Genomic DNA, 15,536 nt, shown 5'->3' with positions numbered 1-15,536 from the left:
GCGAAAGCGAGGTTACTTGCTTCTCTTTCACTGTGATGCACGTCGGCGACAATACAAGACCTCAGCACTTTTGTATGGTACTCATAATAGTCAGCCTTCAATATAGGGAGAGAAGTGTCTCAGCTTCACTCTGTCGAATCGTCACCAGACGCATCATCAGAAAAGGTTAAAGAAGCCGAGTTAATGCAGTAACGAACCCCTGTTGGCTCAGGACCGTCTGGAAAGACATGTCCAAGATGCGCATCACAGTTTGAACAAACGACTTCTGTACGTCGCATCATCCAAGAGTTGTCTTCGTGTTCATTTATGTTTTCCTCTATTCCCTCATAAAAGGCAGGCCAACCACAGCCAGAGTCATACTTCGCACCGGATGTAAAAAGCGGCGCACCGCAGCACACACAATTGTACTTCCCTTCTTCATAAAATTTATCGTATTGCCCTGTAAAAGCACGCTCTGTTCCTTTCTGACGAGTTACCGCATATTGCTCTTGAGTCAATTGCGCACGCCATTCCTCGTCCGATTTCGTGACTTTTCCCGTCTTAGGGGTATCATGAGACATAAGAACACTCCGTAAATAAATATCGTACGTTAGAACCGAACTTGCGGTTTTGTAAAAGTATAGCCGTATCGATGAGGGTTAATAGTAAGGAATCAAGGTGCTAATTCGTAAATCCAATAAACTTGCAAACATTTGTTATGAAATTCGTGGCCCAGTTTTAGAAGAAGCCATGCGCATGGAAGATGAAGGACAAAGAATCCTCAAATTAAACATAGGCAACCCTGCCCCATTTGGATTCGAAGCACCAGACGAAATTCTAGTAGACGTAATAAAGAACTTACCGACAGCTCAAGGTTACTGTGAGTCGAAAGGTCTTTTCTCGGCTCGTAAAGCGGTCATGCAAAAATATCAGGCACTCGGCGTAAAGTCTGCCGACGTTAACCACGTCTGGATGGGAAACGGCGTGAGCGAACTGATCGTCATGGCAATGCAAGCGCTTCTAAACGACGGTGATGAAATCCTTGTCCCTGCCCCTGACTACCCATTATGGACCGCTGCTGCCACACTTTCTGGAGGTTACGTTAAACACTATTTATGTGACGAGGAAAACGGATGGCAGCCTGATCTTCAAGATATAAAATCTAAGATCAGTAACAAAACCAAAGCACTTGTTATTATTAATCCTAATAACCCCACAGGAGCGGTTTACTCGAAAGAAACTCTCCAAGGCCTTGTTGCCCTAGCGGAAGAACACGGTCTATTGCTATTTTCCGACGAAATATACGATAAGATTTTGTATGATGGAGCAACTCACCTACCGACCTCTACACTTACGGAAGGGCGCATTCCCTGCATTACGTTCGGTGGCCTTTCTAAGGTATACCGTACCGCAGGCTTTCGAGCAGGTTGGATGATATTAACTGGACCAAGGACAGGAGTTTCCGATTATATTGCCGGCTTAGACATGCTTAGCTCAATGCGCCTTTGCGCTAACGTTCCCGCTCAACACGCGGTTCAAACAGCGCTTGGTGGGTATCAAAGTATAAACGAATTGATTGTGCCCGGCGGCAGACTTTATGAGCAGCGAAAAGTCGCGTGGGAGACTCTAAATGACATTCCCGGCGTAACCTGTCATCAACCTGAAGGAGCTTTATACTTATTCCCTAAACTCGACAGAAAAATGTACGACATCCGAAATGATATCGACATCGTTCTACAGTTTTTAAAAGAGGAAAAAGTACTCATCGTGCAAGGAACCGGTTTCAACTGGCCTACTCACGACCATGTGCGATTCGTTTTCTTACCGCATGTAGAAGAACTGCAACCTGCGATGTCTCGGTTTGCAAATTTCCTTCATCGAATGCGAAATAAGTAACCCACAGGTTTCTAGCCACTTATAGCAAACATTAAAGCCTTCAATCGTTTTGCAGTTGATTGGCGGCTAATTTACAGTTGGAGAGTATAAGCAAGTGATAAATTTCACTTATACTCTCCAACTACCTTGAAATACCCTCCAACGCCCCTATCAAGCTCAGAAAGCGAGACAAAAAATACCTTAATAGGAAACCTGTTTCACTTTCATATAACTATATTGGAGCTTTAAATGCGTATCTTACTTTTCTTGGCGACCAACATCGCCGTACTCGTCGTTGCGAGTATTGTTCTAAGCCTTCTTGGCGTAGACGGATACATCTCAAGTACGGGGCTGAATCTGACGTCGCTGCTGATATTTTGTGCCGTATTTGGTTTTACCGGCAGCTTTATCTCGCTGTTTATGTCCAAATGGATGGCAAAACGAAGCACGGGCGCAAATATCATTAGCCAACCACAAAACCACAAAGAAGCTTGGCTACTTGAAACCGTAGCAAGAATATCAAAAGAAGCTGGCATCAAAACACCTGAAGTCGCGATCTTTCCTTCTCACGATGCAAACGCCTTTGCCACGGGATGGAACAAAAATGACGCTCTTGTGGCGGTTTCAAGCGGTATGATGGATCGTTTTCCGCCAGATGAGATCGAAGCCGTAGTTGCTCATGAAGTTGGCCACGTAGCAAACGGCGACATGGTAACGCTTACCTTAGTTCAAGGCGTCGTCAATACGTTCGTTATGTTCTTTGCACGCATAGCGGCCTATGCAGTCGACCAATTTATGCGCAAAGACGATGAAGAAGGTGGCGTCGGAATGGCGTACTACATTACATCTTTCATATTCGAAATCTTGTTCGGCATTCTGGCATCGACCATTGTGATGTGGTTCTCCCGTTACCGCGAATTCCGCGCCGATGAGGCAGGGGCACGCCTAGCAAGTAAAGGTTCAATGATCGCTGCGCTAGCGCGGTTGCAACAAGAACATGAAGAATCACACATGCCTGACGGCATGCTTGCGTTCGGTATTCGTCTAGGTCGAAGCCCAAAGCTAGGGGAACTGTTCGCCAGTCACCCTCCCATTGACAAGCGTATACACGCATTACAGCAACTTTAAGCTTAGAGCTTCAACCACTAAATGCCCTCTCATGAGGGCATTTTTATTTCCCATAAAATATTTGCTATTATCAATGCTAGTTTTACACTTATGAGCCCCCAATGACGCCAAGCCCGATTATCGATAATCTAGAGCACCTAGCGAATCCTTTTACCCAGTTTGAACAGATAGTTAAACCACTCCAGTCTAAAATCAAGCTTCTTGATGAGCCTGATTTTAAAAGAGATTTACAGCTCGCCTTATGCTTTATCTACAGTTATAACGGTTCAAGAGCGACATTTAACTCCTATAGAAGAGAGGTTGAGCGACTAATGCTGTGGTCGTGGTTCATAAACGGCACACCGACATCAAGCTTAAGGCGCGACCAAATCGAAGAATTTATCCATTTTTGCGTCGCTCCACCAGCAGACTGGATCGGGACTAAGAACGTCGCTCGATACAAGAACCACATGGGACAAAGAGTTTCAAATGAAGCATGGCGTCCATTTGTTTCACACATTTCAAAAGTTGAATTTAGAAACGGCGATAGCCCAAAAGCCTCTCAATTCTCTCTCTCCCAGGCCGCTATTCGCGCTACTTTTTCAATATTATCGTCGTACTATGGTTTTTTAATGCAAGAAGAGGCGGTGAGCCAAAACCCGGTTGCCCTGATTCGGCAGAAGAGTAAATTTGTAAAAAAGGAAATCACCCGACGCCAAGTCAGACGTATATCAAACCTCCAATGGGATTACGTCATTGAAACAGCAGAAATGCTCGCTGATCAAGACCCAGAAATGCATGAACGAACACTGTTCATTATGAATGCTCTTTTAGGAATGTATCTTCGTATTTCTGAACTGGTCGCCGATGAACGATCTGCACCCACTATGGGAGATTTTATCAAAGATGCTGATGGCCATTGGTGGTTTAAAGTACTTTCAAAAGGAAATAAAGAGCGACTGGTGAGTGTTTCTGACGAAATGTTAACGGCACTGACACGATACCGGCGTTTTCGGGATCTAGCAGACTTACCTACGGTCGCCGAAATGACCCCTGTTATTCCCAAGAATCGTGGAAAAGGCGCAATGACAAGCTCCAGACAAGTAAGAAATATTGTTCAATTCTGTTTCGATACGGCTTACCAACGCATGTGCGACGATGGAATGAAATCGGACGCTGAAGATCTGCGCGTTGCTACTGTTCACTGGCTACGCCATACAGGCATATCCGAAGACGTAAAGGTAAGACCAAAAGAGCACGTTCGAGAAGATGCTGGTCATGCCAGTATGGCAACTACCGACCGGTATATAGACACTGAATATCGAGAACGCCATGCCAGTGCAAGAAAGAAAGCATTGAGGCCCGTATAAGTCTCTGTTGAGGATGGCAAAACTCAGGAAGTCATAAATAGAGAGCGGATCATTTCCATCGATTCAGACTTAGCTCATCCTGATCTTTTGCCTCAACCCACTTCCCTTTATTATCCACTGTTTCTTTTTTCCAAAACGCTGCCCGGCTTTTCAAGTAATCCATAATAAAATCGCACGCTGAAAATGCTTCAGCGCGATGAGCCGAACTCACTCCTACAAATACAATTTGATCGTTAATGGACAACTTCCCCACTCGATGCACAACAGAAACCGCCTGCAAAGGCCAGCGCTGGAACGCGTCCTCTACTATCGATTCGATGTTACGCTCTGTCATCCCAGGGTAGTGCTCTAACTCAAATACCGCATTGGAGTCGCCATTGGATGAGGTGTTAACATGAGCAAAATCTCTGACCAAACCAACAAACATCACAACCCCACCAGTATCACCGCTCGATGCTAAATGACTGTATAAATCAGGAACAGAAAAGTCTTCAGACTGAACTATTATGGATGTTTTTCCGGTCAAATTATTACTCATTCTAGCCCCCTGTCACAGGCGGAAAAAAGGCCACCTCTTTTGATGATGAAGGATCAACAACATCGCCATCCCGAGCAAACTCCTGATCTATCGCGGCTTTCGTTTTTGTTGAAGCCAGCTCAGGTTGAGCATATTTTTGTGACAATAGATTCTTAAGCTCCCCGATAGTGATCGGGCAATCTAAATCAAGCACTTCCGACTCTTTATTTAACATCTCTTTTATTGAGGCAAAATACACGATCTTAATCGTCGCCATTAAACATTTCCTTCTTGTTCATTTACCCAATCGCCACTTTTGCCACCTGTTTTCGTAAGCAAACACGTTTCTTTGATAAGAATCCCTTTATCAACTGCCTTACACATATCATAAAGAGTGAGAGCCGCAACGCTAACGCCGGTCAATGCTTCCATTTCCACACCAGTCTTTCCACTGAGTTTACAAGTACATCGAATTTCAATCTGCGTTTCATTGATGGCTTCTATATCAAGTGTAATTTTAGTCAGCATCAGAGGGTGGCAAAGTGGCACCAAATCCGACGTTTTCTTCGCTGCTTGAATACCTGCAATTCGAACGGTCGCAAGCACGTCGCCTTTAGGTAAGCCGCCATCTATGACCTTTAATAAAGTCTCAGGCTTCATTTCAACAAGCGCTCTCGCTGTTGCAGAGCGTTCAGTAACTTCTTTGCTGCCCACATCAACCATATGAGCTTGCCCTTTTGCATCAAGATGCGATAAAGAATTTCTATTTTTTTCAGTATTCATGCAACACTCAACTAAAATCAAACAACGTATACTTGTTAAATTCGCCTAAAATTGCAAGGTTACGTAATAAAATATCTGTAAAATCAAAGATTACTAGGCCCTGTGTAGATCCACATTTTTGGCGCTGGGCCACTTCTGTGGTTTGCGCAGAGAACGACTTCGGGCATAATGTTTCGTCATTATAAGGCAATGACTGATTACTGATGAGCCTGCTAGACGATTATCATTTATTACAAGTACCTACAACGGCGACTGAACAAGACGTTAAAGCGGCCTTCAGACGCCTTGCGCGTCAGTACCATCCGGATAAGAACCCCAATCAAGATACAACTGAGTTATTTCAACGTCTTCAAGCTGCTTATCAAAATGTACTCGATGCCATAAAAAACGGGACACAACCCGCAGACTGGCAGCCTTATAGCTTTACAAACGAAGCTAAGCCCTCACCCTTTGAAAAGTCAGGTTTTAACTTCAAGAACGATGGCGCTCAAGAAGAATACATTCGCGAGCGGCAGCGTGCTTACGAAGAAATGAAGCGTAATAACGCCAAAAAAGATCAAGCTCGTGAAGAAGCCATCAAAACAGCTAGAAACACCTTAAACGAAAGGCGGGTTAAAGCGCTGTACGAGGAAGCGTTTAAGCATAACAAGCCATTTGACAGTGAAAAAAACTATGCGGATGTACATTCTAACCGAGAAACGCATCCTAACCGAGAAACACATCATTTCAATTCTGAAAATTTCACGTCCGACTCCGATATAAAAAAAGATACACAGTATCAATTTGACGAGCCGCCGTTTCAAAATCAATTTTCAGGTCGTGCCGGCTATTCGAATACCTTAGAAGAACGACACGACCGCTCTTTCGCTGTCCCTATTAGGTTAAGAGCGGCAAAACTCGCATTTCAAGCGGCCTCGTACATCGGTTGCTTTGCCGCTGGAATATACGCAACTCTGTATTGGCAAGACCTAAACACCTCAAATGACCAGATGGGGGCGGAGCAAAATACGTATATTGCAGGGTTATATCCTGATTTAAGAATTGGAGATGCATACTCATTGGAAGATACTCCTTTGTACTCAGAGCCAAACACCTCTAATACATCGCTTATTAACATTCCGCAAAACTCCGATGTGAGTGTTCAGCAATCTAAAGGGAATTGGCTAGCACTGAGATATAAAAACCACACAGGCTGGGCAAAAGCATCCAAATTTGGTTTTGGCTCCTTTAATAACGCACAGCTTTACGGCTGTTACGGCCATCCGGGTATTGCTCCAGAACACGGTGAATTTGTCAGAAAATCCACTAACAATAGCAAAAAGCATTTAGGTAAGAGTCGATTACGAATATTAAACCAGTTACCCGTTGCGAGTATCTTACGGTTCGAATCACTAGAAGGTGATGCTCCGTTTGCGATCTATCTTCATGCAAAGCAAGCACTCGCAGCAAATTCGATTCCCAGAGGGAAATACAAATTGGTTTTAGAAACCGGTTCCCTGTATCATCGCGCGTGCCAACACTTCGTTTTTAATGATCAAGAACACACCTTGATGGACACGGTCGATTTTTCCAGTACCGAACGCTCGATCACATTACGTCCATAAGGCCAAAAAGAGATAATCAAGTTCCATGCTAAGTAACATCAGAATCGTTTTAATCAATACTTTCCATCCCGGAAATGTGGGTGCTATAGCGCGTGCAATGAAAAACATGGGGTTATCCAATCTGTATTTGGTTGACCCGAACAACTACCCTTCTGATGAAGCGACCAGTCGCGCAGCAGGCGCTGTCGACTTATTGGAAAACGCAACTATTGTCAGTTCTCTTGAACACGCAATTGCTGATTGCAGCTTAGTAATAGGCACAAGCGCTCGTCATAGGACTTTTCAGCTTCCTATTATGAATGCTCGAGAATGTGCTGAAGCAGTTATTCCTGAGGCAAAGCAACACGATGTTGCTATCGTATTCGGTCGTGAAACCACAGGGTTATTAAACGAAGAAATTGCTCAATGCCACCGTCAAGTCTACATCGATGCAAACGACGAATACCCAGTGCTGAATATTTCACAGGCAGTACAAATCATCGCTTATGAAATCTGGATGGCAAATCAAGATAAAGCGACTCACAATAAAGAAACGCCTGAGTATCCTCGCAAGAAAGAGATGGATTTGTTCCATGAACACTTAGAAGAAACACTGTACGGCTTAAATTTTATTATTAAAAACCACCCGGGAAAAGTATTAGAAAAGCTACAACGTTTCTTTAATCGCTCCCGCCCAGAAAAACAAGAACTGGGAATTTTACGAGGTGTTTTAGCAGCCGTTCAACGAGAAGCTAATCTGACGCCATCTGAAAAAGACAGCAAAAAAGCAGACAATCAAGAATAAACAGCTGACGATATGACAAGACATGAAAGAGGAGCGCGACCTGCTATCACGCTCCTCTTTTGCTTTTACTTCGAACGTTAAGTCATTGATTTGTTGTCGTTATCAACAACCCTTCTTCCAATATCCATATTTGCTCCCAACATTCAGCTGCTCATTCTGTTTATCATTAATTAACTAGAGACCTTTGCACGAAGTCACGAGTAAAGCCAAGACGAGGCAAAAATAGACTAAAAAGCGAACACTTACATGGACGTAAGTGCTAGAGCGACGCAGGATGCTAAAGCTGAGTTTATGCGTTATAAATGAGCGTTTTGAGTCTCTTTTTAACACTGCATTGGAGAGCGTAGTCGTCGTGTAAAGGTCTCAACTCACATAAAAGGATTCATTAATGTCATACAAAGCCATTACGCTAGTAAAACGCCCTGAAACTGAAATTAGTAACGATTTATTTGAAGTTATAGAGCGTAACCAGCCAAAACTCGGTGAAGGGCAAGTATTAGTTCAAGTAACGCATTTATCCCTTGACCCAGCAATGCGAGGCTGGATGAGTGCCGACGAAAACAGTTACATCCCTCCTGTTAAATTAGGGGAAGTCATGCGCGCCAGTGGCATTGGTGAGATTATAGACTCCAAAAATGAGCGCTTTCCAGCAGGCTCTCGTGTAATGGGGCTCATGGGCCTGACCGAACAATCGGTAAGTGACGGCTCGAACCTTAATATTATTCCAAAAGACATTCCTGCCGAAGCGATTCTCTCTGTTGTTGCTCTTCCTGGTGTAACCGCCTATCACGGCCTATTTAAAGTTCTACAGCCAGAAGAAAACCAAACGATCGTAGTAACATCCGCAGCGGGTTCTGTGGGATCCCTAGTAGGCCAGATGGCAAAGAATATGGGCCTTACTGTAATCGGGATTGCAGGATCTAATGAGAAATGCCAATGGTTAAAAAATGAGTTGGGCTTCGATTATGCAATCAACTACAAAAGTGAAGACTTCGAAACTCAGTTAAAAAGTGCAGCGACAGACGGCATTGATCTATTTTTTGAGAATACAGGCGGTATCGCTCAACACGCTATTTTTAATTTAATGAACGCTCATGGTCGGATTGCGGTTTGTGGTCTCATAGCCGAGTACAACAAAGAAACTCCTGCCCCTGGTCCTGACTGGATAGGCATCATCAAAAAACGCTTAACGATTCAAGGGTTCACGATGCCAGATCATTTCAATAAATTTCCAGAGTACGGGCAAGCGCTTGGCGAAATGCTCATGAAAGGAGACTTAAAATACCGAGCACACGTCTTAGAAGGATTAGAAAGCGCCACCTCAGGGATTAATTTACTGTTTAGCGGAGAAAATAAAGGTAAGCTAATCGTCAAATTGTAAGCGATAAAAAGGCAAGTAGACGCATTAATTTCTTCTTATCTGCGAAGAAGTCGTCACTGACTTAGCGAAATATCAACGCCTCCTAATCTACGCTATTAGCCAAGATACTGATGTAAAATATCCTGGCTAATACGCCAAAAACACCTCCCGCCCTCTCGAAAATTTCATTACCTGTGCGCATTTATGTGACATTGTCTAAATCGAGCTTGATTTAAACACAATAGCAACTGATAATCATTTCTATTAGCATTTATATAAATAGGTTCGATTATCAATATTAAATATTCATCAGTCGCGACAGTAAAAACACTCGGCCTGCATCACATTGCATTTAATAAACGGGCTGTACTCCCTTGCCTTGTCACTCTACTGTGGTTCATCCCCGAACTTAGCCGCGAGATTACGTCCGTTCTTGCCGACGCTTTTTTACAAGTTTCTGCGTTCGTCGCAGTTACACTCGCAATATATTACGGCATAAGTCATCGTTTCAGCTCCCTAAGATTACAAAGTTGGATGAAGGGTAAGCCCTATACAGAAGTCATTTTCGCAGGTGTGATGGGCGTACTTCCGGGCTGCGGTGGAGCAATCATAATCATTACCCAATATACACAACGAAAAATCGGTTTTGGTGCCGTGGTCGCTGTATTAACGAGCACGATGGGAGATGCAGCCTTTCTCTTGATTAGTCAAAAGCCTAATGATGCAGTCATTGTATTATCGATAAGTGTCTGTGTCGGGATTTGCACGGGGCTCATTATCAACAAGATAAGCCCACACCCAAATCTCTTACCCGATAGAAAAGATGAATATAAGCAAACTGACAAAAGCGGAGGTCCGCTTGAAGCGACAATTGTCGATATTTGGATATCCCGAATCAGTATTGCTTTTTGGTGTATTCTTCTCATTCCGGCCACCACTGTCGCTATTCTTTTATCAATGCAATACGACGTGAACAGCTTGTTGTCGTTTCCGCCACAAACCATAGAATCGCTGGGCGCAATTTCAGGATTCAGCTGCTTATGCCTTTGGGCAATGTCTGCAAAAAGTGACCGATACTCTGAGCTGGCAAAAGAAAATAATAATGCTTTACCCAAACATTGGATAAGAAAAGTGGCACAAGACACTCAATTTGTGACTAGCTGGGTTGTCGTTGCATTCATCCTGTTCGAACTTGTGGTTCACTTTTTTGGACAAGATATGTTTAACACGTTACAGGAACTTGGGAGTGCAAGCATATTGTTCGCAACATTCGTTGGTCTGCTGCCCGGATGCGGCCCTCAAATAATGATAACTGGCTTATTTTTGCAAGGGGCAATTCCTTTGTCTGCACAACTCGCAAATGCGATCAGTAACGATGGAGATGCCTTGTTTCCAGCAATCGCACTTGCACCAAAAGCCGCTATATTGGCGACAGTATATTCTACAATTCCAGCATTGATCGCTGGCTATTCCTACTATTGGTTAGTGGAACATTCCACATAACCTATAGTAGTCAGAAAAAGAAGACAGGTTCAGCCGACGAATGTACTGGCACTAACATTGTGCGCATCAATATATTGGCTGCTCTCTGAGCGAGTCGAAGGGTTATCACTTTAACTACGGTCATTATTCGTAGTTTTGATGCAAACTCTAAGCGGGAGGAATCAACCCTAGCTCTCGCTGCTTTTTCTTAGAAAGGCCTGAATGGACTATCTGGTGAGATTCTGAAATATAGTACTTAAGTGAATCATCTGCACTCGAAGGCAAATCGTATTGCTGAATCCACTTCATTCCTCTAGAGGCAAGATACGGCGCGGGGCGATACCCCGGCTCATCTTTCAATATGTCATAATGCAGTTCAGATACTTTGAATGTATAGCCAGGCTTCCCCGACTTTTGCCAACCACCAATAGCAAACACCTTGCCGCCTACCTTCCAAACATGAGAGTTACCCCACTGAACACAATGTGAGGTGGCCGTTAACGACGCACAGAATTCGTTAAATTCATCGTATGTCATAAGGTCTCCCGTTCTGAATAAAGAGAAAACAGATGAAAGAACTAGTACCTTGGTAGTTCTATATCGGCAAACAACTCTTCAACCTCATGCCTGTTCGTCAACTCGATTGCTTCCGTAATCAAATCTTGAGTTAAATGAGGCGCAAACGACTGTATAAATTTATACATATAGCCGCGAATAAAAGTGTTATTCCGAATACCTATTTTTGTTGTGCTGTCTTCAAACAAGTGAGACGCATCAATCGAAACAAGATCCGAGTCGATTTTAGGATCATGTGCCATTGTAGCCACAATACCCACACCTAAACCAAGTCGCACATAGGTTTTTATCACATCAGAATCTGCTGCGGTAAAAACAACGTTAGGCTCTAGTTCAGCATCTTGAAACGCTTTATCTAATTGAGATCGACCCGTAAAACCAAATACATAAGTTACAATTGGAAATCGGGCTAATTCTTCAAGCGTTAATTTAGGAACCTGAGCCAAAGGGTGATCTTTCGGCACTACTACAGATCGGTTCCATGTATAACAAGGCAACATAACTAAGTTACCAAACAACTCTAATGCTTCCGTCGCGATAGCAAAGTCAACAACACCGTCATTTGCCATCTCAGCAATTTGCATCGGCGTCCCTTGATGCATATGCAAGGTAACATCGGGGTACCCGTCAATAAAATCATGAATGACTTTAGGTAACGCGTATCGCGCTTGTGTATGAGTTGTCGCGATGTCTAACGAACCCTTACGCTCGTCACTAAACTCTTTTGCGACTTTCTTTATGTTTTGCGTTTGGTTTAATATTTCACCTGCAAGCTCAATGATTTTCTCACCTGCAGGAGTGACATGCGTTAAATGCTTGCCACTTCGAGCGAACACTTCAATTCCAAGCTCGTCTTCCAGCAGTCGAATTTGCTTACTTACGCCGGGTTGGGACGTATACAGGCTCTGCGCCGTAGCTGACACATTAAGGTCGTGCCGAGCGACTTCCCAAATATATCGGAGCTGCTGTAACTTCATAGACCGCCCTTATTCGAAAAAGAGTTAAAAACATAAAAAAATATTACTTTATAGAATAGAGAAAAACCTCTACTGTTGCTAGCTTAATTCATTTAAAGAACGAACACGATGGAAATTTTTTGGTACATTGCTGCTGGTATTGCAGTGGGTTTAGCCGTTGGTATTACAGGAGTTGGAGGCGGCTCTCTTATGACTCCCCTACTATTACTCTTTGGATTCCCTCCTCATATAGCGATTGGGACAGACCTCATGTACGCAGGTATTGCGAAAAGTACTGGGGTTTATATGCATGCCCGCCGCGGCAATGTGAACTGGAAAATCGTAACATCAATGGCGGCTGGTAGCCTGCCTGCTTCGTTCATTACTATCTGGGTGCTTTCAGGTTTTGAGCATCCAGATCATTATCAAAGCACCTTATCTGCAACCCTTGGATTTATGCTTGTCTTAACCGCTGGAGTACTAATCTTTAGACAGCGTCTGTTACGTTTTTTCAATCCAAATTTAAGCGAACGTCAAGGTCGCGTATATGTTTTTGTTGGCGGTATAGTGCTTGGTGTACTCGTTACACTGACGTCAGTTGGCGCTGGAGCGTTAGGCACAGCCATGCTGCTATTATTGTTCCCTGCTATGCAAGCAAAAAACATTGTAGGTACGGATCTCGCCCATGCAGTCCCACTCACTCTAGTGGCTGGAATCGGGCATGTGTTTTTAGGAAACGTGGATTACTTCTTACTCTTTGGGTTACTTGTCGGATCCATTCCTGCTATCTACGTCGGCACGCGATTAGCGAGTTTTGTGCCAAATAAGGTTTTACAGCCTATTTTAGCGTCAACTTTGATGGCGTTCGGGGTTAAATATCTTTTCTTCTAATTAAAATGCAAAAAAAGTTATATTAAATATTCAACATTCTTGTAAAAACAGGTAGGGTTACGCTGTAGCAAACGAACGAGCCGTATTTTGACGTGCTCGTTTATTCTAGAGAAGTGGTAAAGAGTCCATTTATCTAGGTGTGAGAGCGTAAACGACTCGCCTACACGTATGTAGATAGCGTAACCGCTCACAACCTAGACGGTCATAAACGTTCTTAAGGCTGAAACTAAGAAGACTTCATTACCACTTCCGAATAACACACAAAAATTTTAATAATTAGGATACCCCGTAATGAGTGATAAACGCTTAGAGGATTTGAATGTTGCTTCGCTAACGCCTCTAGTTACACCTGCTAGCCTTAAAAAAACGCTTCCATTGTCCGAATCTGTACGAAACGTTGTTTCTCGCTCAAGAGAAGACATCAAAAATATTATGGATGGTAAAGATCATCGTTTGGCTATTGTCATTGGCCCATGCTCTATTCATGATACAGAAGCAGCAATTGATTACGCTAAACGCCTGAAAGCACTTTCAGAAAAAGTAGGTGACACTCTTTATATTATTATGCGTGCGTATTTTGAAAAACCACGCACCACAGTAGGTTGGAAAGGTCTTATTAACGATCCCAACCTAGATGGCAGTTTTGATATTGAAAAAGGCATGGGCATTGCCCGCCAACTGCTTATCGACCTATCCGAATTGGGCTTGCCACTAGCGACTGAAGCTCTTGACCCAATTTCTCCACAGTATTACCAAGACCTAATCAGCTGGTCTGCGATTGGCGCTCGTACAACTGAGTCTCAAACTCACCGCGAAATGGCATCCGGCCTATCTGGTCCAGTTGGCTTTAAAAACGGTACTGACGGCTCCATGACCGTCGCGGTTAACGCAATGCAATCTGTATCTCATCCCCACTCATTCCTAGGTATAAATGAAGAAGGACAAGTGAGCATTGTAAATACTAAAGGGAATGCTTACGGTCATATCGTCTTGCGCGGTGGTAACGGTCTACCAAACTACTCAGCGGAGCATGTAGCCGCAAGTGAAGAAGCGTTGAACAAAGCCTCTCTAAAACACAACATCATGGTAGATTGTTCTCACGAGAACTCAGCGAAGAAGCCTGAAAAGCAGACTGAAGTAGCACTTGATGTCACTCGCCAGATTCAGGATGGAAATCAATCCATCATGGGGCTGATGATCGAAAGTAACATTGGCTGGGGTAATCAGAAAGTACCTCAGGACAAGTGCGACCTTCAATATGGCGTATCGATTACGGACGCTTGTATTGATTGGGAGGCAACAGAGAAAACACTCGTTGATATGGCAAATACTCTTAGAGAAGTCTTGCCTAAGCGTACAAGAGCGTAAGCGAATGAGTTAGTTTGAGCTAAAAAAAAGGAGTGTCTATAGACACTCCTTTTTTATGCGTATTACTTTAAAACCAACCTCTTATAAAGAAGTTGATGAACGCCTATTCTTACATAAATGCGTTGTCAGTAACCGTATGATCTGTCGCATCTTTAACCGCAGTTAGACCGGGCACTTTCTCGATCAGAGTTTTTTCAACACCTTCTTTCAGCGTTAGATCAACAGCACTACAACCTTGACAGCCACCACCAAATTGAAGAACAGCTACCTGCCCCTCATCAATAACTTCAACAAGCTTGACTTCGCCACCATGTGCAGCAAGACCCGGGTTAACTTCAGAATACAAAATATAATTAATTTGATCTTCAATCGGGCTATCAGGCGTCACCTTAGGCATTTTGGCATTAGGCGCTTTAATGGTAAGTTGGCCGCCCATCTTTTCAGTCGCATAGTCGACAAATGCTTCGTCTAAAAATGCGACAGAATTTTTCTCTATAAACACTTTAAGTTTTGGCAAGTTTAAAATTTCGTCTGTTTCATTAACTTCATCAGGACGACAATATGCCAAACATGTTTCGGCGTAGGGAGTACCAGGTTGTTGAATAAACATGCGAACCGCCATGCCTTCAACGCCTTGCTTATCAAGCAAACCCGATAGATATTCCTGAGCACTGTCAGTAATAGTGATATTCATAACACCCCTTTTGGAATTCGTTTAATTTCTTTATGCGAATGATACCGCTTCAGACATAAAAACGAAAGACCAAGTAAAGAAGTAAGGTATTTTTACACGTTTGTGTGCGAGGCCACAACAATGTAAAAATTATCATTCTCATCAAGGATCTAGCGATTTCCCCTATTTCACTTTACCTATATCACTTATT

General features: G+C 43.4%; 16 protein-coding genes. 9 read left to right on the top strand and 7 right to left on the bottom strand.

Features of this window, described 5'->3' with window-relative positions; translation table 11 throughout:
- Positions 1 to 125: 125 nt before the first annotated feature.
- The gene (gene msrB, locus DFP79_RS04875) at positions 126 to 560 is read right to left on the bottom strand and encodes a peptide-methionine (R)-S-oxide reductase MsrB (protein ID WP_133502801.1); all 435 of its coding nucleotides are present in this window, start codon (positions 558 to 560) and stop codon (positions 126 to 128) included.
- Between the two features lie 97 nt (positions 561 to 657).
- Here msrB and DFP79_RS04870 point away from each other — a divergent pair, with 97 nt between their 5' ends.
- From DFP79_RS04870 to DFP79_RS04860, 3 genes are all read left to right on the top strand, one after another.
- The gene (locus DFP79_RS04870; protein ID WP_133502800.1) at positions 658 to 1,875 is read left to right on the top strand and encodes a pyridoxal phosphate-dependent aminotransferase; all 1,218 of its coding nucleotides are present in this window, start codon (positions 658 to 660) and stop codon (positions 1,873 to 1,875) included.
- A 228-nt stretch (positions 1,876 to 2,103) separates the two neighbouring features.
- Positions 2,104 to 2,982 carry a protease HtpX gene (htpX, locus tag DFP79_RS04865; RefSeq protein WP_133502799.1) on the top strand — a complete coding sequence of 293 codons (879 nt, stop codon included), beginning with the start codon at positions 2,104 to 2,106 and terminating at the stop codon, positions 2,980 to 2,982.
- 101 nt (positions 2,983 to 3,083) lie between these two features.
- On the top strand, positions 3,084 to 4,331 hold the full coding sequence (locus DFP79_RS04860; RefSeq protein WP_133502798.1) for a tyrosine-type recombinase/integrase: 1,248 nt from the start codon (positions 3,084 to 3,086) through the stop codon (positions 4,329 to 4,331).
- Between the two features lie 49 nt (positions 4,332 to 4,380).
- On the opposite strand, the gene moaE is transcribed toward DFP79_RS04860, so the two are convergent.
- The 3 genes from moaE to moaC are packed head-to-tail and all read right to left on the bottom strand — an operon-like array spanning position 4,381 to position 5,631.
- A complete protein-coding gene (gene moaE / locus DFP79_RS04855) occupies positions 4,381 to 4,869 on the bottom strand; it encodes a molybdopterin synthase catalytic subunit MoaE (protein WP_133502797.1) in 489 nt (162 codons plus the stop codon).
- Between the two features lies 1 nt (position 4,870).
- Positions 4,871 to 5,125, bottom strand: coding sequence for a MoaD/ThiS family protein (locus tag DFP79_RS04850; protein WP_133502796.1), 255 nt, complete (start codon positions 5,123 to 5,125; stop codon positions 4,871 to 4,873).
- Positions 5,125 to 5,631, bottom strand: coding sequence for a cyclic pyranopterin monophosphate synthase MoaC (gene moaC, locus DFP79_RS04845; RefSeq protein WP_133502795.1), 507 nt, complete (start codon positions 5,629 to 5,631; stop codon positions 5,125 to 5,127). Before moaC ends, DFP79_RS04850 begins: the two co-directional genes overlap by 1 nt.
- 203 nt (positions 5,632 to 5,834) lie before the next feature.
- On the opposite strand from moaC, the gene DFP79_RS04840 reads away from it, so the two are divergent.
- From DFP79_RS04840 to DFP79_RS04825, 4 genes are all read left to right on the top strand, one after another.
- A complete protein-coding gene (locus DFP79_RS04840) occupies positions 5,835 to 7,235 on the top strand; it encodes a J domain-containing protein (protein WP_133502794.1) in 1,401 nt (466 codons plus the stop codon).
- Between the two features lie 25 nt (positions 7,236 to 7,260).
- Complete coding sequence (gene trmJ, locus DFP79_RS04835) at positions 7,261 to 8,019, top strand: tRNA (cytosine(32)/uridine(32)-2'-O)-methyltransferase TrmJ (RefSeq protein ID WP_133502793.1); 759 nt, start codon at positions 7,261 to 7,263, stop codon at positions 8,017 to 8,019.
- Between the two features lie 388 nt (positions 8,020 to 8,407).
- The gene (locus DFP79_RS04830) at positions 8,408 to 9,400 is read left to right on the top strand and encodes an NADP-dependent oxidoreductase (RefSeq protein ID WP_133502792.1); all 993 of its coding nucleotides are present in this window, start codon (positions 8,408 to 8,410) and stop codon (positions 9,398 to 9,400) included.
- A 258-nt stretch (positions 9,401 to 9,658) separates the two neighbouring features.
- Positions 9,659 to 10,882 carry a putative manganese transporter gene (locus DFP79_RS04825; protein WP_424960640.1) on the top strand — a complete coding sequence of 408 codons (1,224 nt, stop codon included), beginning with the start codon at positions 9,659 to 9,661 and terminating at the stop codon, positions 10,880 to 10,882.
- A gap of 147 nt (positions 10,883 to 11,029) precedes the next feature.
- Here DFP79_RS04825 and DFP79_RS04820 read toward each other — a convergent pair whose 3' ends face one another.
- Both DFP79_RS04820 and cysB read right to left on the bottom strand, forming a co-directional pair.
- The gene (locus DFP79_RS04820; RefSeq protein ID WP_133502790.1) at positions 11,030 to 11,398 is read right to left on the bottom strand and encodes an MmcQ/YjbR family DNA-binding protein; all 369 of its coding nucleotides are present in this window, start codon (positions 11,396 to 11,398) and stop codon (positions 11,030 to 11,032) included.
- Positions 11,399 to 11,439: 41 nt separating this feature from the next.
- Positions 11,440 to 12,414: an HTH-type transcriptional regulator CysB gene (cysB, locus tag DFP79_RS04815; protein WP_133502789.1), complete on the bottom strand. Its 975-nt coding sequence runs from the start codon at positions 12,412 to 12,414 to the stop codon at positions 11,440 to 11,442.
- 108 nt (positions 12,415 to 12,522) lie between these two features.
- Between cysB and DFP79_RS04810 the strand changes: the two genes are divergently transcribed.
- Positions 12,523 to 13,284, top strand: a complete 762-nt coding sequence (locus tag DFP79_RS04810; RefSeq protein ID WP_133502788.1) for a sulfite exporter TauE/SafE family protein — start codon at positions 12,523 to 12,525, stop codon at positions 13,282 to 13,284.
- 291 nt (positions 13,285 to 13,575) lie between these two features.
- Positions 13,576 to 14,652 (top strand): 3-deoxy-7-phosphoheptulonate synthase, encoded by a 1,077-nt coding sequence (locus DFP79_RS04805; RefSeq protein ID WP_133502787.1) that lies wholly within the window; start codon positions 13,576 to 13,578, stop codon positions 14,650 to 14,652.
- Positions 14,653 to 14,761: 109 nt separating this feature from the next.
- Here DFP79_RS04805 and nfuA read toward each other — a convergent pair whose 3' ends face one another.
- The gene (gene nfuA, locus DFP79_RS04800) at positions 14,762 to 15,346 is read right to left on the bottom strand and encodes a Fe-S biogenesis protein NfuA (protein ID WP_133502786.1); all 585 of its coding nucleotides are present in this window, start codon (positions 15,344 to 15,346) and stop codon (positions 14,762 to 14,764) included.
- Positions 15,347 to 15,536 lie beyond the last annotated feature (190 nt).

This window comes from Marinomonas balearica, from assembly GCF_004362145.1.
Taxonomy (GTDB): domain Bacteria; phylum Pseudomonadota; class Gammaproteobacteria; order Pseudomonadales; family Marinomonadaceae; genus Marinomonas; species Marinomonas balearica.
Note: the sequence above shows the minus strand (reverse complement) of the source record. Positions and strands in the feature narration are given on the sequence as shown.